This window comes from Streptomyces sp. NPDC056580 (assembly GCF_042793175.1).
Taxonomy (GTDB): domain Bacteria; phylum Actinomycetota; class Actinomycetes; order Streptomycetales; family Streptomycetaceae; genus Streptomyces.
The window spans coordinates 20,200-38,853 of record NZ_JBHTVE010000013.1 but is presented as its reverse complement, the minus strand read 5'-3'; the positions used below and the strand labels follow the sequence as shown (position 1 = coordinate 38,853).

Here is an 18,654-nt window from a genome sequence, read left to right as displayed (position 1 = left end):
GGGCCGTGTGCGCGCTGTCGCGGAGCGTGGTCCCGCCGCTTGACTGGTCGCCCGGCCAAGCCGCCGGCTCCCCCTCGAAAAGCGGTGGCTTGGCCGGGTCGGCCACGGCGGCTCGGGGGCGGTGGGCGAAGACGGACGGACCGGCCCCGCAGGGCCGGTCCGTCCGCCGCCGGCGGGCACGCGGCCCGCGCGGCGGGCCGCCTCGACGCGGGTCAGCCCCGCAGCACCGCTCCGGTCCGCTCGCCCGCCAGGGCGACCGCGGCGTCCCGGGCCGCGGACGCCTCGTCCACGGTCAGCGTCCGGTCACCCGCGCGGAACCGCAGCGCGTAGGCCAGGGACTTGCGCCCCTCGCCGAGCTGCTCCGCGTTCTCGTACACGTCGAAAAGCCGGATGGACTCCAGCAGTTCGCCCGCGCCCTCGCGCAGCGCCGCCTCGACCTCGGCGGCGGGGACCGGCCTGTCGACCACCAGGGCGACGTCCTGCGTCGCCACCGGGAAGGTGGAGATGGCCGGCGCCTGCGGAACGCCGTGGCCGGCCGCCGCCAGGGCGTCCAGGTCCAGCTCCATCGCGCAGGTGCGCTCGGGCAGGCCGAGCGCCTTGATGACGCGCGGGTGCAGTTCGCCCGCGTGGCCCACGACCCGCTCGGCGCCGTCGGCGACGACGAGCAGCTCGGCGCAGCGGCCGGGGTGCCAGGGGCCGTACTGGCCCTTGCGGACGATCAGGTCGGCACCGGCCTCCCGGGCGACGACGCGGCCGGCCTCGATCGCGTCGGCCCAGTCCGCCGGGCGGCCCTTGCCCCACCAGCCGGCCTGCTCGCGGGCGCCCGTGAGCACCACGGCGACGTGCCGGGGCTGCTCGGGCAGCGCGGCGTTCAGCGCGGCGACGTCCTGGTCGGTCGGGCGGCGGTCGACGGGCAGGTGCACGCCGGGCAGCCGCTCCTCGCGCGGCTGGAACACCAGTCCGGTCTCGAACAGGGCCAGGTCGTGCGAGCCGCGGCCGTCGTTGCGCCGCAGGGCGCCCAGCAGGCCGGGCAGCAGCGTCGTGCGGAGCGCGGGCTCCTCGTCGTTGAGCGGGTTGACCAGCTTCACCACGCGGCGGGCCGGGTCATCGGGCTCCAGGCCGAGCTGGTCGAAGACCTGCTCGCCGAGGAAGGGGTAGTTCGGCGCCTCGACGTAGCCCTCGCCGGCCAGCGCGCGGCCGACCCGGCGGTGCAGCCGCTGGCGGTGGGTCAGGCCGCGGCCGGAGGGCGGCTTCGGCAGCGTGGAGGGCAGGTTCTCGTAGCCCTCGAGGCGGATGACCTCCTCGGCCAGGTCGTTGGCCTCGGTGAGGTCGGGACGCCAGGACGGCACGGTGACGACCAGGTGGTCCTGGCCGTAGACGTCGCAGCCGATCTCCTGCAGCCGGCGCACCACCGTCTCGCGGCCGTACTCCACGCCCGCGACCCTGTCCGGGTGGTCCGCCGGGACCGTGATGGTCCGCGGGGCGGAGGGCGCGACGACTTCGGTGACGCCGGCCTCGGCCGTGCTGCCCGCGAGCAGCACCAGCAGGTCCACGGTGCGCTGCGCGGCGGCCGCCGCGGCCTGCGGGTCGACGCCCCGCTCGAAGCGGCGGGAGGCCTCGGAGGACAGCTTGTGACGGCGGGCCGTGCGGGCGATCGAGACCGCGTCGAAGTGGGCCGCCTCGATGACCACGTCGGTCGTGGCGTTCTCCACGTCCTCGTGGTCGGCGATCTCCGTGTTGGCGCCGCCCATCACGCCGGCCAGGCCGATCGGGCCGCGCTCGTCGGTGATGACCAGGTCCTCGGAGTGCAGCGCGCGCTCGATGCCGTCGAGGGTGACGAGCTTCTCGCCCTCCTCGGCCCGGCGCACGCCGATGGTGCCCTGGATCAGGCTGCGGTCGTAGGCGTGCAGCGGCTGGCCCAGCTCCATCATCACGTAGTTCGTGACGTCGACGGCGAGCGAGATCGGGCGCATGCCGACCTTCTGCAGCCGGCGCCGCAGCCAGATCGGGGAGCGTGCCTCGGGGCTCAGGCCGGTGACCGTGCGGGCGGTGAAGCGGTCGCAGCCGACCGGCTCCGCGACCTTGACCGGGTAGCCGAAGGCGTTCGGGGCGGGCACGTCGATCAGCGCCGGGTCGCGCAGCGGCAGGCCGTAGGCGATGGCGGTCTCGCGGGCGACGCCGCGGATGGACAGGCAGTCGCCGCGGTTGGCGGTGACGGCGATGTCCAGCACCTCGTCGACGAGCTGGAGCAGCTCGACGGCGTCCTTGCCGACCTCGGTCTCCGGCGGCAGCACGATGATGCCGTGGGTGCCGTCGTCGCCCATGCCCAGCTCGTCGCTGGAGCAGATCATGCCGTGCGAGGTCTTGCCGTAGGTCTTGCGCGCGGCGATGGAGAAGCCGCCGGGCAGCGTGGCGCCCGGGAGGACCACGACGACCTTGTCGCCGACGGCGAAGTTGCGGGCGCCGCAGACGATCTCCTGGGGCTCGCCGGTGCCGTTGGCCTCGCCGACGTCGACGGTGCAGAAGCGGATCGGCTTCTTGAAGCCCTCAAGTTCCTCGATCGTGAGCACCTGGCCGACGACCAGCGGACCCTTGAGGTCGGCGCCGAGCTGCTCGACGGTCTCGACCTCCAGGCCTGCCGAGATGAGTTTGGCCTGGACGTCACGGCCGGTTTCGGTCGCCGGCAGGTCGACGTACTCCCGCAGCCAAGAAAGCGGGACCCGCATCAGATCTCCATCCCGAACGGCCGGGTGAACCGGACGTCACCCTCGACCATGTCTCGCATGTCTTCGACGTTGTGGCGGAACATCAGCATCCGCTCGATGCCGAACCCGAAGGCGAACCCGCTGTACTTCTCCGGGTCGACGCCGCAGGCGGCCAGCACCTTGGGGTTGACCATGCCGCAGCCGCCGAGCTCGATCCAGCCCTCGCTGGAGCAGGTGCGGCAGGGCCGGTCGGGGTTGCCGACGGACTCGCCGCGGCAGACGTAGCACACCATGTCCATCTCGGCGGACGGCTCGGTGAACGGGAAGAAGTTCGGCCGCAGCCGGGTCTTCATGCCCTCGCCGAACAGCGACTGGACCATGTGGTCCAGGGTGCCCTTGAGGTCGGCCATGGTCAGGCCCTCGTCGACGGCGAGCAGCTCGACCTGGTGGAAGACCGGGGTGTGGGTGGCGTCCAGCTCGTCGGTGCGGTACACGCGGCCGGGGCAGATCACGTAGACCGGCAGCTCGCGGCTGAGCAGCGAGCGGATCTGGACGGGCGAGGTGTGGGTGCGCAGCACGACGCCGGAGTCGGCGGTGCCGCCGGGGCCCTCGACGAAGAACGTGTCGGCCTCGCCGCGGGCCGGGTGGTCCGGGCCGATGTTGAGCGCGTCGAAGTTGAACCACTCGGCCTCGGCCTCGGGGCCCTCGGCGACCTCGTAGCCCATGGCGACGAAGACGTCCTCGATGCGCTCCGAGAGCGTGGTCAGCGGGTGCCTCGCGCCCGCGGGGACGCGGTCGTACGGCAGCGTGACGTCGACGTCCTCCTCGACCAGCACGCGGGCGTCCCGCTCGGCCTCGAGTTCGGCCTGGCGGGCGGCGAGGGCCTTGTTCACGGCGCCGCGGGCCATGCCGACGCGCTTGCCGGCGTCGGCCTTGGCGTGCGGGGGCAGGGCGCCGATCTCGCGGTTGGCGAGCGCCAGCGGGGAGGCGGGGCCGGTGTGGGCGACCTTCGCCTCGTGGAGCGCGTCGAGGGAGTCCGCGGCGGCGAAGGCGGCGAGCGCCTCGTCCCGCATGCGCTCGATCTCTTCCGGTTTCAACGCCTCGACCTCGACAGGGTCGTACGACTTATTGGGTGCCGACATTTCTTCCCGTGCTTCCGATTGGCTGGCGGACGGTCCCCGTCACCGACTCCGAGACGGCGGTGGCTCGCTGCGGGCCGTGTACAGGACACAGTGGTGCCAAAGGCCGAGTCTAACGGGGCGGGGGTGGACGAATGGCCCGTGGGCCGCTAGGCGAGATACGCCGGCGCGCACACGGGCAGCGTAAATCGGAACTCGGCGCCGCCGCCGGGGGCGCGACCGACCGTGATGGTGCCGCCGTGGGCCTCGACGATGCCCTTGACGATGTACAGCCCGAGACCGGTGCCGCCGCGCTTGCTGCCCCGCCAGAAGCGGGTGAAGACGCGGTTCATGGACTCCTCCGGGATGCCGGGCCCCTCGTCGCTCACCGTGACCGACGTGGCCGTTTCCTCGCCCTCGCGCGGGGATGCCGCGGGCGTGATGTCAATGGTGACGGTTCCCTCGCCGTGCCGCACCGCGTTTTCCAGCAGGTTGCTCAGCACCTGGTCGACCTTGTCGGGATCGGCCCACAGCGCGGGCAGCGGCTGCTCGACGCGCAGCAGGAAGCGGTCGGCCCGCAGGCCCGCTGCGACGTAGGCCTGGATGTGCCGGCCGACGGCCGCGCCGATGTCGACGGGCTGCCGGCGCACCTCGAGCCGTCCGCTGTCGATCCTGGAGATGTCCAGCAGCTCGGCGATGAGGCGGGTGACGCGGTCCGCGTCGGCGTCGACGGTCTCCAGCATCAGCCGCTTCTGGTCGTCGGTGAAGCGTTCCCACTTGGCGAGCAGCGTGGCGGTGAAGCCCTTCACGGAGGTGAGCGGGGAGCGTAGCTCGTGCGCGACGGTCGCTATCAGCTCGGCGTGGCTGCGCTCGGTGCGGTGCCGGGCCTCGGTGTCCCGCAGGGAGACGATCACCCCGCGCACGGGCCCGAGGGGTTCGGCGCGCACGTACCGCGCGGAGACCAGCACCTCGCGTCCGCCGGGCAGCAGCAGGTTGCGCTCCGGCTGCCGCACCCGGATGGCGAGGCCGCCGTAGGGGTCGGTGAGCTGCCACCAGCGCCGCCCCTCCAGGTCCTCCAGGGGGAGCGCCTTCTCCAGGTGCCGGCCGAGGGCGTCCCCGGCGCGGATGGCGGTGATGCGTTCGGCGGCGGCGTTGAAACAGGTCACTCGGCCGTGTTCGTCGGCGGTCACCAGGCCGTCGGGCAACTGGTCGGGGTCGATGCCGGCCTGGTCGGCGTGGAGGGGCGCGGGCGCGCGGCGCACGTCGCGCCCGTCCGGCGCGGTGCTGCTGCCGACCACCCTCATCCCCGTACCCCACCTCTCAGACGGCGCAGGGCCCCGAGCTGGCCACCCTACTAGCTCTCGGTGACGGAGCGGCACCCTCCGGAGGCGCGCTGGGCGCGCGCCGACGCGTAGAGACATACGGCGGCGGCGGTGGCGAGGTTCAGGCTCTCGGCCTTGCCGTGGATGGGGACGCGCACGACGGCGTCGGCCAGCGCGCGGGTCTCCTCCGGGAGCCCCCAGGCCTCGTTGCCGAACACCCAGGCGGTGGGGCCGCCCATGGTGCCCCTGTCGAGTTCCTCGTCCAGGTCGCGGTCGCCCGCCCCGTCGGCTGCGAGGATGCGCACTCCGGCGTCCTTCAGTCCCTCGACGGCCCGCTCGACGGGCACGCCGACGGCGACCGGCAGGTGGAAGAGGGAGCCGACGGAGGCGCGCACGGCCTTGGGGTTGTAGAGGTCGACGGAGGCGTCGGTGAGCACGACGGCCTCGGCGCCCGCGGCGTCGGCGCAGCGCAGCACGGTTCCGGCGTTGCCGGGGTCGCGCACGTGGGCGAGCACGGCGACCAGCCGGGGCCGGGCGGCCAGCACGTCCTCGAAGGGGGTGTCCAGGAACCGGCAGACGCCGACCAGGCCCTGCGGGGTGACGGTGGTGGAGATGTCGGCGATGACGTCCTCGGAGGCGAGGTGCACCCGGGCGCCGGCCTCGCGGGCCGCTGCGACGATGTCGGCGTACCGTTCCGCGGCCTCGACCGTGGCGAACAGCTCGACCAGCGTGGGGACGCCGTCCGCGCGGTGCCCGGCGGCCTCCCTGACGGCCTGCGGGCCTTCCGCGAGGAACAGCCGGTCCTTGCCCCGGAAGTTCCGCTTGCCGAGCCGCCGGGCGGCGACGACACGACCGGACCGGGCCGAGATCAGCTCGGGACTGACGGGGGGCATCTTCTTCTTCACCTTCGGGGAGAGCTCGGAGGGGCGCCCCGCAGGGGCGCGGGGAACGGCGCGACCAGCCACGGCGTACCCGCAGCGGGCCGAAGACCCCAACGACTGGACCCGCAAGCCTCAAGAGGCTTGCGGGTCCATGAGCCGGCCTGGAGCCGGCGCGGCGTCACGCGGCCTTGGGCGCGTTCACGTCGCTCGGCAGAGCCTTCTGGGCGACCTCGACGAGCGCGGCGAACGCGGTCCCGTCGTTGACGGCCAGCTCGGCCAGGATCTTGCGGTCGACCTCGACGTTCGCGGCCTTCAGACCCTGGATGAAGCGGTTGTAGGTCATGCCGTTGGCGCGGGCAGCGGCGTTGATGCGCTGGATCCACAGCTGACGGAAGTCGCCCTTGCGCTTCTTGCGGTCGTTGTAGTTGTAGACCAGCGAGTGGGTGACCTGCTCCTTGGCCTTGCGGTACAGGCGCGAACGCTGACCGCGGTAGCCGGAGGCCTGCTCGAGGATCGCCCGGCGCTTCTTGTGGGCGTTGACTGCCCGCTTGACGCGTGCCACTTCTTAACTCCTTGTAGCGGGGCCGCGGGGATACTCACGCGGCCCGGAAACGAATGGGTCCCGGTTCAGACGTACGGCGTCGCCCTGGCGACGCCGGGGCGTCACTTGCCGAGAAGCTTCTTGATCTTCGCGGCGTCGCCCGGGGCCATCTCGGCGTTGCCGGTGAGGCGACGCGTCACACGGGACGACTTGTGCTCGAGCAGGTGGCGCTTGCCGGCGCGCTCACGGAGCACCTTGCCGGAGCCGGTGATCTTGAAGCGCTTGCTGGCACCGCTGTGCGTCTTGTTCTTCGGCATAGCGCCGTTATCTCCTCGTCGGTGGCACTCCGGTGCCCGGTCGTGAAAACCGGGCACTGTGGAGCGTCGCTCTTGTTTCGGTTACATCCTCGGGGACTCGTGTGTCCCCCGGGATCACGCCTCGGCAGGCTCCTCGGCAGGCTCCTCGGCCTCGGCAGGGTTCTGCGACCGGCCGGGGTTGGCCTTCGCGTCCGCCTTGCGGGCTTCCTGCGCCTGGCGTGCCTCGGCCATCGCCTCGGTCTTCTTCTTGTGCGGACCGAGAACCATGATCATGTTGCGGCCGTCCTGCTTCGGGTTCGACTCCACGAAACCGAGGTCCTGGACGTCTTCCGCGAGACGCTGCAGCAGTCGGTAGCCCAGCTCGGGGCGGGACTGCTCGCGGCCACGGAACATGATCGTGATCTTGACCTTGTCGCCCTGCTTGAGGAACCGAACGACGTGACCCTTCTTGGTGTCATAGTCGTGCGGGTCGATCTTCGGCCGGAGCTTCATCTCCTTGATGACCGTGTGCGCCTGGTTCTTGCGCGCCTCACGGGCCTTCATGGCCGACTCGTACTTGAACTTCCCGTAGTCCATGAGCTTGCACACGGGCGGACGGGCGTTCGCCGCGACCTCGACCAGGTCCAGGTCGTACTCCTGCGCAAGCTCCAGTGCCTTGGCCAGCGGGACGATGCCCACCTGCTCGCCACTGGGACCGACAAGTCGCACCTCGGGAACGCGAATCCGGTCGTTGATGCGGGGCTCGGCGCTGATGGATCCTCCTCGGTAGCACCACGCGACCGCCTGGCGGACAGCCGCGTATGTCTGTTTTCTACAGACCTAACCGCGCCGAGGCACAAAAAATGCCCCGGACGATCACAGGCGGGGCTCCCACGGCTACCGGAGCACCGCCGCGGGGACCGCGGGGCGCACATCGGACGGCTCCATCGTCCGTACGGAACGATGGTGGCCGTCTGACCGGATGACCCGCCGCCCCGGAGGACGGTCAGGTGGGAGATCGGAGCCTCCACTTGTGGGCCGGGCACAGCGTGTCCGGCCGGTCGTCATCAAGGTTAGCAGGATCGCTTGACAAGGGCTAATTGAGGAGGGGGGACGGGGAGCGCCTATCGTGTGGGGCATGAGTGACACCCCTCCTGAGTCCCCCGACTTCGACGCGATGACCCGGGACATCGCCGAGGTCCCCGCCGTCGAGGTGATCGTGACGGTCGCCGTCAACCTGATGAGCGCCGCCGCCGTGAAGCTCGGGCTGAGCGAGGAGGGCGAGAAGTACAAGGACCTGGACGAGGCCCGCAAGCTGATCGGCGCGCTCGCCGGCCTTCTGGACGCGAGCGCCACCGAGGTCAGCTCCTTCCACGCGGCCCCGCTGCGGGACGGCCTGAAGTCGCTGCAGCTCGCGTTCCGCGAGGCCTCGATCGTGCCGGACGAGCCGGGCCAGGGCCCGGGCGAGAAGTACACCGGCCCGATCTACGGCTGACCCCGGCGCGGCACCGGTCCCGTACCCGGCCGCGTCCTCACTCCCGCACGAACAGGGGCTCGCCCGGAGGCGTGGTCCCGGCCGGCAGCAGTGCCAGGTCGAGGCCGCCCACCAGGCGGCCCCTCAGTGTCTCGTCGGCGGCCAGCCGCCCGGCGACCGCGCGGGCGGCCCCGGCGGGGTCGGCGGCCGGGTCGAGGACCAGGGCCAGGGTGCCGTCGGCCCGCCCGGGGCCGAGGTGGGCGCGCAGGACCGCCGGCTCCGCGGCGACGGCGCCGCGCACGGCCCGGAGCACGGCCGGGTCGGCGAGCGGGTCGGTGCTGGTGCGGCCCTCGGCCAGGGCGAGCAGCGCGGGGCCGGTCAGCTCGAAGGGCACCGGTCCGGCGAGGTCGAGCACGACCGTGTCCGCCTTCTCGTGCGCTGCGGCCTCGAGCGCCTGGTGCAGGGGTACGGCGACGGGCCGGGCCGCCGGGTCCCAGCGGGCCAGGGACTCGGTGGAGGTGAAGGCGGGCAGGGCGGTGCGGTCGCCCGCCTTCAGGGTCGGCACCGCCATGTCGCTGGTCTTCTCGCGGCGCAGCCCGTTCTCGTCCTCCTCGACCTCGCCCAGCACGGCCACCACCGGCACCAGCAGCCGGGCGCCCTTGAGCGCCGCGAGGACCGGGCCCACGGCGGCGCGGTCCCCGGCCCAGGCGGCGAGCGCGGCGCTCAGCCGGGGGTCGGCGGAGCCGTCGTCGTCGGAGTAGCCGGGGTCGGGAATGTTCTTCTTCGCCACGGTCCCGACCCTATAGGGAGGCCAGGCCCGGTCCCGGGCCGGGCCGGACCGGGGGTGGGGGCGGGGCGGGGCTGGGCCGGGGCTGGGGCCGGATTCACAGCAGGCCCCGGCCCTCGCTGACGTCGAGGGGACCTCGCCGGTGGAGGCGGCCGCGAGGGCGGCGGTGTCGGCCTTCGCGGCCGCCTCCCCGGGGACCGGCCCGGGGACCGCCGCCGGGTCGTGGGGCGGGTCAGCCGTAGGCCAGGCTCAGCGCCAGGTAGCAGGCGAAGGTGGACAGGACGTAGTAGGCGGCGGACGCGGCCGGCCAGCGCGGGGCGCGGGCCCGGAAGAACCGCCAGCAGGCCCGGGCGGGGAGCAGCAGCGGCAGCAGCGCCAGCGGCACCAGCAGCGCCTCCGGGCGGGCCTGCGTGACCAGCAGCAGCACCGACAGCACGGGGGCCGCGAGCGCCACGGCCACCGTGCCGCCGAGGCCGAGGGTGCTGACGTAGCTGCGCTCACCGGGCCTGAGCCCGCGGGTGATCTTCTTGGCGAACTCCAGGTGGACGGTGACCAGCACGGTGATCACGATGGCCAGCACTCCCCCGCGGCCGGCGCCCTGCCCGGTGTCGCCCAGGTAGCGGGTGTACAGGTAGACGTGCAGCAGCAGTTGGGCGGGGAAGCTGATCAGGAGGCTGAGCAGCAGCCGGTCGCCCGGCGGCCAGGCCAGGGCCCGGTCGGCGGCCAGCACCAGGGCGCAGTAGAGGAGTTGCCCGGCGAGCACGGCGAGGGCGGCCGGGCGGCCCGCGTTCAGGGCGAGGACGAGGACCGCGCCCACGGCGCACAGCGCGAGCAGGTCGCGCTCGCGCACGGCCCCGGCGGCCAGCGGCCGCCCGGGGTTGAACGCGCGGTCGTAGGCGAGGTCGCGGATGTCGTCCACGGCCCGCATCAGCAGCAGCGTGACGGTGAGCGTGAGCGCCGCGGTGAGGGTGCCGGGGCCGGGGCGCCACGCGGGGTGCGCGGGCTGGACGACCGCGAACAGCCCGGAGACGCCGTAGGCCCACAGGAACGCGAACGCCACGGACGGCAGCGGCGGGTAGCTGCCCGCCACGAAGCGGGCCCAGCGGCTCAGCACGGCCGTGCCTGACTCACGGGGCGGACGCGTACCGGCAGTTCCCACACGCCGCGCATGAACATCCGGTCGCGCCAGTTCAGTTCGGCCGGGTCGGCGGCGAGTTCCAGTCCGTCGAGCCGGGCGAGCACGGCGGTGAGGCCCTCCTGGAGCTCCACGCGCGCGTGGGCCGCGCCGAGGCACAGGTGGCGGCCGTGGCCGAAGCCGATGTGCGGGTTGGGCGAGCGGCCGGCGCGGAAGACGTCCGGGTCGGGGAAGACGGCCGGGTCGCGGTTGGCGGCGTCGGTGAGCGGGACGACCACCTGGCCCGCGGGCAGGACGCGGCCCGCCAGGCGCACCTCCTCGGTGGTGACGTGCGGCTGGCCGCCGGTGCCGGCGAACCAGACCCAGCGCACCAGTTCCTCCACGGCGGCCGGGACCGCCGAGGGGTCGCGGCGCAGTTCGTCGGCGAGGCCGGGCGTGGTGAGCACGTGCAGCACGCACATGGCGAGGTGGGAGGCGGTGGTCTCGCCGCCCGCCATCATCAGGCCGAAGCCGAAGACGGCGATCTCCTCGTCGCTGAGCCTGGAGTCCGGCGGCGCGGTCAGCAGCTGGGTGAGCAGGTCGTCGCCGGGCCGGCCGGCCTCGACGGCCGCGCGGCGCTCGGCCAGCTGTCCGAAGAAGTAGTCGTACATGAAGGAGTGGGCCCGTGCGCTCTCCTCCGGGGTGAAGCGCCCGGCGGACATCATGACGGTGACCTCGGGCAGCAGCCGGTCCAGGTCGGCGACGGGCACGCCGAGCATCTCGCAGATCACCCGGTAGGGGAACGGGGTGGTGAACTCGGCGATCAGGTCGACGGGGCCGTCGGCGGCGCGCAGCCGGTCCAGGAGTTCGGCGGCGATCGCCGCGATGCGGGGCCGGTCCTCCTCGGCCCTGCGGTGGGTGAAGCGGGCCTGGACCCGGCTGCGGCGCCGGGTGTGGGTGGGCGCGTCGCTGGTGACCAGGGCCAGGGCACTGGACTTCCGGGCGAAAAGGGTGCCGCCGGCCCAGGCCTCACGGCTGAAGCGGTCGTCGGACAGGACGGTCCTGACGTCCTCGTGGCGGGTGACGAGCAGTGCGTCCCGGCCGTTCCCGAGCCGCACCGGCACCAGCGGCTCCTGGCGGAAGCGGGCGAGCCGGCCGGGGTCGAGGCAGACGCCGGGCAGGTCCGGGAAGGGGTAGGCGGGCGGCTGCCGGTCGGCGCCGGCCCCGGTGACGGGGCACCGCACGGTGGACGTCCCGGTCACCGCAGCCACCCCTCGGCGGGCTCGAGCTCCTGGTCCGGGGCGCCGTGCCAGTACTCGTGGAAGGAGGCGCAGCGGCCGTCGGCGGCGAACCGGAGCACCAGGCACCCGGCCGCGTTGCGGGGCGCGCCGGTGGCCGGGTCGTACAGGACGCACCACCACTCCACGGCGGCCCGCCCGCCGGAGACGACGGGCTCGCCGAACCACATGCGGGCGTCCTTCTGCCGGGACAGGGTGTTGCGCCAGTGCGCTGCGACGGCGTCGCGGCCGGTGTGCGGGGCGCCGTAGGGGCCCTGGTGGTAGACGGCGTCGTCGGTGAAGAGGGCGGCGATGGCGTCCGCGTCGCGGGCCCGCCAGCCGTCCGTCAGGGCGTCGATCCACCGTTGCACGGCCGTGGTGGCCCCGGGCGCCGGGGCGAGGGTCTGCGGCTGGGTCATGTCCGTTCCTTGTACGGGGAGGGCGTCCCGGTGGCCCAGGACGGGGTGGCGGTGATCTCGACGACGGCGGCGAACAGGGAGACGCCGAAGCTGTTGTTGAGCATCAGCACCCGGTCGCCGGGACCGACCTGGCGGGTCTCGACGAGGTGGTGCAGGGCGGCGAAGTGGTCGCTGGTCGTCATGTGGCCGAGGGCGCGCCCGAAGTCGAGGACGCCGCGGGCCGGGTCGATTCCGAGGGGTTCGAGGACCGAGCGGATGTACTCGGGGCCGCCGGACAGCACGTGGGTGACGCGGGTGATGTCGCCGGGCCGCAGCCCGGCGTCCTCGATGGCGCGCAGTCCGGTCTCGGTGCGGGCCGCGTCCACGGCCTTGCGGGCCAGGGTGGCGGCGCCGGGGTCGCTGCGGGCGTAGTCGATCATCCGGGCGACCAGGTCGATCCGGCCGGTGCGGGTGCGCGAGGGCGGGAAGAGCGCGCCGCGCGGGCGGTTCATCTCCTCCAGTTCGGGCAGCGAGCCGGAGACCAGGGACAGGACCCGGGCGAAGCCGCCGCGGGTGGACAGCACCACGGCGGTGGCGGCGTCGCCGAGGATGGAGGGGCGTTTCATCCGGGCGCCGCTCTGGTAGCGCCAGCGGTCGACGCGTTCGGTGCCGAAGTTCTCGGCCGCGGTCACCAGCGCGGCCGTGCGGGACGGGTCGGCGCTGAGGTGGCCGTGGGCCAGTTCCAGGGCGCCGAGGGCCGCGTTGCAGCCCTGCCGCACCTCCATCGCCGGTACCCGGGTGCCGACCGCGTGCCGGAGCACGTACTGGTGCGGGGTCCACAGTTCGGGGCCCTGCTCGTGCAGTGAGGCGTGCAGCACGAGCGCGATGTCGGCGGCCTGGTGCGCGGAGCGTTCCAGGGCGGTGCGGGCGGCCTCCACCGCCATCTCGGGCGGCGAGACGTCGCCCGCCACGGCGGCGCCGGTCCAGCCGCCGGCCCGCCACTCGTCCTCGGCGTACCGGCCTTCCGCCACCGCGCGTTCGGCCGGGTAGGGCCGGGGCAGGTAGCAGCCGAGGCCGTCGATGAACAGGTCGGCTACGCGCACGGTCCGTCCTCCTCCGCCGCGGTGGCGTCGCCGGGCAGCAGGCGTACGGTGCCCGCCGCGCCGTCGATCTCGATCCAGGCGCCGTCCTCGATGGCCGTCATGGCCTCGCGGACCGCGACGACGGTGGGGACGCCGAGCAGCCGGCCGCTGATGGCGGTGTGCGAGACGAGACTGCCGCGCTCGACGACGATGCCCTTGGCGGCCATCATCAGGGCCAGCCAGCCGGGGTCGGTCTCCTTGGCGACCAGGATCCGGCCCACGCACTCCTCGGGCGGCACGTCGGTGCCCCGGACGACGAGGGCCCGGCCGCGTGCCGTGCCGCTGCTGGAGGCGATGCCGCGCAGCACGCCGTCCGCGTCGGGGCCGCCGGCCGCCGCGGTCTCCTGGCGGGAGGCCAGCGCGACCGGCACCGGCAGGCCGCCGGGGACGGTGAAGTAGGCGGGCGGGTCGGCGGCGGCCGCGCTCTCGGCGGCCCGGGCGGCGCGCCGGCGCACCAGGGCGCGCAGGTCGGTGTCGGGCAGGGTGCCGTCGAAGGTGCCGAGCACCTCCTCGGTCTGCAGGTGGACGACGTCCTCGGCCCGGTCCAGCAGGCCCGTCTCGACCAGGCGCCGGGCGAGTCCGCGCATCACCTCGCGGGAGACGCCGTAGAGCTGGCTGCGGCAGAACCGGGTGTCCTCGCGGGCCTTGACGCTGAACCGCAGCGAGGCCAGCACGGCGCCGAGGGCGGCCCGCTTGAGCGGGGCGGGACAGGCTTCGCGCAGGGCGCGCCGGGCGGCGTCGCGGGCGGCGGCCTCGTCGGCCTCGTTGGCGGCGACGGTCAGGCCCTGGCCTATGTAGGGGCGCAGCGCGGTGACGATCTGCCAGGGTTCCTGGCGCGGGGTCAGGACCTCCAGTTTGAGGTCGTGCAGCGCGCGGTCGCCGTAGGTGCGCAGGTGCCGGGCGAAGGCGTCGGCGGTGCCGGCGCCGTACTTCCCCTCGGCGATCTCCCGCCAGACCTCGGGCGCGGGGCGTTCCAGGACGGCGGCGCGCAGGTCCGGGTCGGCGGCGGCGCGTTCGGCGAGGGCGAGCGCCGAGCGCACCGAGGCGAGCGTGCGGTTGGGGCGGCCGCCGCCCATCAGCCGGGGCAGCAGCGCGCGGCCGTCCGGCACCCAGCGCTCCAGGAGGGCGTCGGCGCAGGTCAGGGAGACCAGGGCGAAGTAGCTTGCGACCATGGTGACGCCCCAGCGGTGTTCGGCCTCGGTCCACATGGTGCGGTAGCGGGCGATGAGCTCGTCGGCGGTGCAGTCCTCGAAGGAGGGCCAGCGCGCCATCAGGTCGTCCCACCAGCGCAGGAACTCGCGCAGCCGGCGCGGCTGGGTGACGTAGGCGCGGGTGAGGCGGGGGGCGGCGCGCAGCACCTGCTTCCAGGCGCGGCGGCGGGCCGCCCGGTCGGGGGCGGTGTCCTGGTCGCGTTCGGTGAGGCCGAGGGAGCGCTGCCACATCGGGCGGATGAGGTCGAAGCCGGGGATCTGGCCGTGCAGCGCGAACCAGGCGTCGAGCCGGTAGTAGACCCGCCCGTCGAGGTGCCCGATCATCCGGCTGAGGTGGTGCTGGTTGCGGCGCAGGGAGTCCTCGGGCACGCCGAGCCGCCGGTAGAAGTCGGCGAAGCCGGTCCGGTAGAAGACGCGGGCCTGGGAGTAGGTCAGCGTGGAGGTGACGCCGGGGAAGGACTCGGTGAGGTTGTGGTTGGTCCACGGCACCGGCGGCGCGCTCTCCCGGGGCGGGGCCGCGGCGCGCACCACGGGCCGGGCCTGGACGAGGTGGATCCGGCCGTCGGCGGTGAGGGTGCCCTCGATGTCCTGGGGGCCGCCGAACAGTTCCTCGGTGCGGGCGGCCAGTTCGCCGACGGCGCGTACCTCGTCGTCGGACAGCACGGGCGGTCCGCCGAGCGCGTCCGGGACGGGCAGCAGCACCGGGCCGGCGTCCGGCCGGGCCGGGTCGAGGCCCGCCATCACGGACTTGACGGCGAGTTCGGCGTGTACGGCGCCGGTGGCGCGGTCCACGAAGAAGTGGTCGATGTCGGCCTTCTCCTGCACGATGCCCTCGCCGATGCCGTGCGCGGCGGCGACCACCGCCTGGTCGGCGCCGCCGCGCGGGTCGCTGGTGAACATCACGAAGGACCGCACGCCGGGCACCATCCGCTGAACGCCGACCGCGACCCGCACGGCGGTGGCGTCGACGCCGCGCCGCACGCGGTAGAGCACGGCCTCGGGGTTGTAGGCGGAGGCCCAGCAGTCCGCGACGCGGTCCAGGAGGGCTTCCCGGCGGACGTAGAGGTAGCTGTCGGAGAGTCCGGCGAACGGGTCGTCGGCGCCATCCTCGCCGCTGCCGTCCGCCTCGGCGGCGACGCAGCCGCGCACGGCCACCAGCCCGCCGGGGCCGGCGAGTTCGTCGAAGCCGGCGAGCACCTGCCGGGCCAGGCCGGGCGGCAGCGGGGTGGCGCGGACCTCGTCGCGGGCCGCGCGGGCCCAGTCGGTCAGCTCCGCGGTGCCCGCCCCGGCGCCCGGGAAGCCCGCGGGCACCGGCACGCAGGCGGTGTACGCCTCGGCGGTCAGCGCGAAGAAGGCGGGGACGGGCAGCCCGGCGTGGCGCATCTCGTGCTGCCGGGAGAACTTGTGGCCCACCAGGGCCGGGTCGGCGAGCGCGGCTTCGTCGGCGCCACCGGCGCCGGCCAGCAGCGGGCCGCTCGCGGTGGCCGGGCCGGTGCGGGCGAGCGGGGTCGTGGAGGTCATCGGCTACCACACCCCCGGCAGCAGCCGCGCCCGGCCGCCCGCGTATCCGGGGTATCCGGGTACGGCCCACAGGACGCGTTCCTCGACCCGGATCCGCCACACGATCACCGCGGCGAGGGCGAGCAGGAACAGCACGCTCAGCGGGTTGCAGAAGAAGGCCACGAACGCGGCGTTGGCCAGCAGCATCCCGGTGTACGCGGGGTGCCGGACGTGCCGGTAGGGGCCGTGGGTGACGATGGAATGGTCGGAGTAGCGGACCACGTGGTGGGAGTAGAACCGGCCGAGGGTGCGGATGGCGGTCAGGCGCAGCGCCACGGACGCGGCGAACACCACGGCCGGCACGGTCAGCCACACCGACCAGGCGTGCCAGGGCAGCGGCCACAGCACCGCGGAGACGCCGGTGCCGGCCCGGGCCAGGGCGTACGGCAGCAGGGTGCTGTTCTCGGCGGCTGACTGCTTGGGGTGGCGTACGGTGATGCCGGTCTCGGCGAGGATCCACAGCACGTAGAGGCCCGCGAACAGGGCGGCCTCCGTGTGCGGCCCGGTGCTGTCCGAGGTGAGCTGCAGTGCGATGGCTAGGGCGAACAGGGCGCAGGTCAGCGGCAGCAGGGCGCGCAGGACGAGGACGACGAGGCGCTGGTTCATGCCGCGACCCCGGCGCCGGCGCGGAAGTCCCGGTAGGCCTCGGGGGTCAGGCCCTTGCTGACGTAGACGAGGCTGCCGATCCTGGTGCCCGCTCCCTCGCCCGCGACCAGCTCGAAGGTGAGCCGGGCCTTGTCGTCGGACATGCGGGTCTGCCGCCAGCGCAGGGCCAGCGGAAGCGTGGCGGGCAGGTCGGCGGGCAGGTCGGCGGTGAGCCGCAGCCACAGCATCTGCACCTCGTCCGGCCAGCCGCCGACCCGGTGGGAGAGCCAGGTGGCGAACTGCCGGCCCGCCTCGACGACCGACTTCACCGAGCGACGGCCCGGGCGGCGGCTCACCAGGGTGTGCCCGGCCCCCGGCAACAGGACCGCGGCGGTGAACACGCCGTCCTCGGCGAGGGGTTCGCCGAGCATGACGTTCTCCGGGCGGGTGCGGTGCACCAGGCAGGCGCCGGCGGGCTCGCCGGCCGGCGCGTGCGCTGCGGCCGCCCCGCCGGGCCGGCCGGCCTCCGGGTCGCCGGTGAGCGTGAACCAGCTGTCCGAGACGACGGTCGGGCCCTGGGTGACGCGCAGGGTGTGGCGGCCGTCCTCGGGCGGGGCCGCGTAGAGCACCAGCCCCGGGGAAAGCTCGGGCATCACCCGGAAGTTGACGACCCACTTCACGCGCGAGCCCGCCGGGATGTCGACGCGGTCGGCGACGGCGTCCGCCATGGCGCACGCCAGGAGCATGCCGGGGACGTGGTCCAGCGGGTGGTCGTAGAAGAACGGGTCGCTCTGGTCGACGGTCAGGTCGGTGAGCCAGGAGTCGGCGTCGTGGTCCCGGGCGGTGCGGGGCCGGTCCCCGGCCGGCTCGTGGCCGGTCCGCTGAACGCGTGTCTGGGCTCGGGTCGTTGGCGTGGTCATCCGTCTTCCTCGATTCCTGACTGTGCTGCTGCTCGGCTCGGGCCGGCCCGCGGCGTCGGTTCCGCGCTCGCGGTGGCGGCGCGACGCCCGGCCCCCGGTCCGTCACGTGGGGCCGCGTCCGCGGCGCCGGGCCCGGTGCCCGGCCGCATCGGTGCGGGCCGTGTCCGGCCCGGTGTTCGCGGCAGTCTTGACGAGGCGCCTGACATGCCGCTGACCCTTGCCGGGAGCAGCGGCGCCCGGCATGACAGCGTTGTCCGCGTGTCAGCGGCGGGTCAGCGGTCCGGACCACGATCGGTCCTCTGTTCGCTTGTCGAGGGACCGGACGCGGGCGCGGGCCGTGGCGCGGCCGGCGGCGCGCGGGCCCCGTGATCCGGCTGGGGAGGCCTCCGCATGATTCTGGTGACGGGCGCGACCGGAGTGGTGGGCGGCGAGGTGGCGCGGAGGCTGGCGTCGGCCGGTCCGGTGCGCGTGTTCTGCCGTGACGCGGCGCGGCTGCCGGCGCTGGGCGCGAACTGTGCGGTGGCCGTCGGGTCGTACCAGGACCACGGCTCGCTGCTGCGCGCGCTCGCGGGGGTGGACCGGGCGTTCCTGGTCACCCGCGATCCCGGCGGCGACAGCGACGCGCGTTTCCTGCGGGCCGCGGAGGCGGCCGGGGTGCGGCACGTGGTGAAGCTGTCCGCGTACGCGGCCGGCGAGGACGACGCCGACGACCTGATCACGCGCTGGCAGCGGGACTGCGAGGACCTCCTGCGCTCCTGCGGTCTGGAGTGGACGCTGCTGCGCCCGCGCGCGTTCATGTCGAACACGCTGGCGTGGGCGGGCTCGATCCGCTCCGAGGGCGTGGTGCACGCCCTGCACCCCTGGGCGCCGAGCGCCTGCGTCGATCCCCGGGACATCGCGGAGGTCGCGGTGGCGGCGCTGACCTCATCCGGGCACGAGGGCCGGATCCACCGGCTCACCGGTCCGGAGGCGATCTCCGCCGCCGACCAGACCCGGGAGCTTTCCAGGATGCTCGGCGTCCCGCTGGTGTGCCGCGAACTGACGGCCCAGCAGGCCGCGGCCCGCTGGTCGCGCCGGCATCCGCCGCACGTGGTCGAGGCTCTGCTGCGCGGCGCCGAACGGCAGTCCAGGGGCCGGAAGGCCATCGTGGACCCGGCGTTCACCCGCCTCACCGGCCGGGCGGCCCGGTCGTACGCGCGGTGGGCGGCGGATCACCGGGACGCCTTCGGGCCGGTGCCCGCGCCTGCGGTGCTCGCCGGGGCCGCGCGGCCCCGGTAGGACCCGTCCGGCGGTTCCCGCCGTCCGCCGCCGGGGGCGGGCGGG

The 18,654-nt window shown here is 74.3% G+C and carries 17 protein-coding genes; 2 read left to right on the top strand and 15 right to left on the bottom strand.

Annotated elements, in window-relative coordinates; all coding sequences use genetic code 11:
• Positions 1-212: 212 nt before the first annotated feature.
• From pheT to infC, 7 genes are all read right to left on the bottom strand, one after another.
• The gene (gene pheT / locus ACFQ9Z_RS27345) at positions 213-2,726 is read right to left on the bottom strand and encodes a phenylalanine--tRNA ligase subunit beta (protein ID WP_383024051.1); all 2,514 of its coding nucleotides are present in this window, start codon (positions 2,724-2,726) and stop codon (positions 213-215) included.
• Entirely contained in the window at positions 2,726-3,847 is a 1,122-nt protein-coding gene (gene pheS, locus ACFQ9Z_RS27340; protein WP_383024048.1) for a phenylalanine--tRNA ligase subunit alpha, read from the bottom strand. Before pheS ends, pheT begins: the two co-directional genes overlap by 1 nt.
• Positions 3,848-3,993: 146 nt before the next feature.
• Positions 3,994-5,127 (bottom strand): ATP-binding protein, encoded by a 1,134-nt coding sequence (locus tag ACFQ9Z_RS27335; RefSeq protein ID WP_383024043.1) that lies wholly within the window; start codon positions 5,125-5,127, stop codon positions 3,994-3,996.
• 50 nt (positions 5,128-5,177) lie between these two features.
• Positions 5,178-6,038, bottom strand: coding sequence for a TrmH family RNA methyltransferase (locus ACFQ9Z_RS27330; RefSeq protein WP_383024040.1), 861 nt, complete (start codon positions 6,036-6,038; stop codon positions 5,178-5,180).
• A gap of 166 nt (positions 6,039-6,204) precedes the next feature.
• Positions 6,205-6,588, bottom strand: a complete 384-nt coding sequence (gene rplT, locus ACFQ9Z_RS27325; RefSeq protein WP_143635268.1) for a 50S ribosomal protein L20 — start codon at positions 6,586-6,588, stop codon at positions 6,205-6,207.
• Between the two features lie 101 nt (positions 6,589-6,689).
• A complete protein-coding gene (rpmI, locus tag ACFQ9Z_RS27320; RefSeq protein ID WP_006607578.1) occupies positions 6,690-6,884 on the bottom strand; it encodes a 50S ribosomal protein L35 in 195 nt (64 codons plus the stop codon).
• A gap of 114 nt (positions 6,885-6,998) precedes the next feature.
• Positions 6,999-7,637, bottom strand: a complete 639-nt coding sequence (gene infC / locus ACFQ9Z_RS27315) for a translation initiation factor IF-3 (RefSeq protein ID WP_383024795.1) — start codon at positions 7,635-7,637, stop codon at positions 6,999-7,001.
• A 364-nt stretch (positions 7,638-8,001) separates the two neighbouring features.
• Here infC and ACFQ9Z_RS27310 point away from each other — a divergent pair, with 364 nt between their 5' ends.
• Positions 8,002-8,358 carry a DUF1844 domain-containing protein gene (locus tag ACFQ9Z_RS27310; RefSeq protein WP_281295390.1) on the top strand — a complete coding sequence of 119 codons (357 nt, stop codon included), beginning with the start codon at positions 8,002-8,004 and terminating at the stop codon, positions 8,356-8,358.
• Between the two features lie 37 nt (positions 8,359-8,395).
• On the opposite strand, the gene ACFQ9Z_RS27305 is transcribed toward ACFQ9Z_RS27310, so the two are convergent.
• The 8 genes from ACFQ9Z_RS27305 to ACFQ9Z_RS27270 all read right to left on the bottom strand — a co-directional run bounded on the left by ACFQ9Z_RS27305 (position 8,396) and on the right by ACFQ9Z_RS27270 (position 17,331).
• Entirely contained in the window at positions 8,396-9,127 is a 732-nt protein-coding gene (locus tag ACFQ9Z_RS27305; RefSeq protein WP_383024034.1) for an SseB family protein, read from the bottom strand.
• Positions 9,128-9,356: 229 nt separating this feature from the next.
• Entirely contained in the window at positions 9,357-10,238 is an 882-nt protein-coding gene (locus ACFQ9Z_RS27300; RefSeq protein WP_383024030.1) for a hypothetical protein, read from the bottom strand.
• Positions 10,232-11,500: a cytochrome P450 gene (locus tag ACFQ9Z_RS27295; protein ID WP_383024027.1), complete on the bottom strand. Its 1,269-nt coding sequence runs from the start codon at positions 11,498-11,500 to the stop codon at positions 10,232-10,234. Before ACFQ9Z_RS27295 ends, ACFQ9Z_RS27300 begins: the two co-directional genes overlap by 7 nt.
• Positions 11,497-11,934, bottom strand: a complete 438-nt coding sequence (locus tag ACFQ9Z_RS27290) for a nuclear transport factor 2 family protein (RefSeq protein ID WP_383024022.1) — start codon at positions 11,932-11,934, stop codon at positions 11,497-11,499. The genes ACFQ9Z_RS27295 and ACFQ9Z_RS27290 overlap by 4 nt, the downstream gene beginning before the upstream one ends.
• Positions 11,931-13,016, bottom strand: a complete 1,086-nt coding sequence (locus tag ACFQ9Z_RS27285; protein ID WP_383024018.1) for a ketoacyl-ACP synthase III family protein — start codon at positions 13,014-13,016, stop codon at positions 11,931-11,933. Before ACFQ9Z_RS27285 ends, ACFQ9Z_RS27290 begins: the two co-directional genes overlap by 4 nt.
• Positions 13,007-15,787, bottom strand: coding sequence for a PEP/pyruvate-binding domain-containing protein (locus ACFQ9Z_RS27280; RefSeq protein WP_383024015.1), 2,781 nt, complete (start codon positions 15,785-15,787; stop codon positions 13,007-13,009). The genes ACFQ9Z_RS27285 and ACFQ9Z_RS27280 overlap by 10 nt, the downstream gene beginning before the upstream one ends.
• A 3-nt stretch (positions 15,788-15,790) precedes the next feature.
• Positions 15,791-16,432 (bottom strand): methyltransferase family protein, encoded by a 642-nt coding sequence (locus tag ACFQ9Z_RS27275; protein WP_383024011.1) that lies wholly within the window; start codon positions 16,430-16,432, stop codon positions 15,791-15,793.
• Positions 16,429-17,331, bottom strand: coding sequence for an AfsA-related hotdog domain-containing protein (locus ACFQ9Z_RS27270; RefSeq protein ID WP_383024008.1), 903 nt, complete (start codon positions 17,329-17,331; stop codon positions 16,429-16,431). Before ACFQ9Z_RS27270 ends, ACFQ9Z_RS27275 begins: the two co-directional genes overlap by 4 nt.
• Positions 17,332-17,721: 390 nt before the next feature.
• On the opposite strand from ACFQ9Z_RS27270, the gene ACFQ9Z_RS27265 reads away from it, so the two are divergent.
• The gene (locus ACFQ9Z_RS27265; RefSeq protein WP_383024005.1) at positions 17,722-18,609 is read left to right on the top strand and encodes an NAD(P)H-binding protein; all 888 of its coding nucleotides are present in this window, start codon (positions 17,722-17,724) and stop codon (positions 18,607-18,609) included.
• The last annotated feature ends 45 nt before the right edge of the window (positions 18,610-18,654 follow it).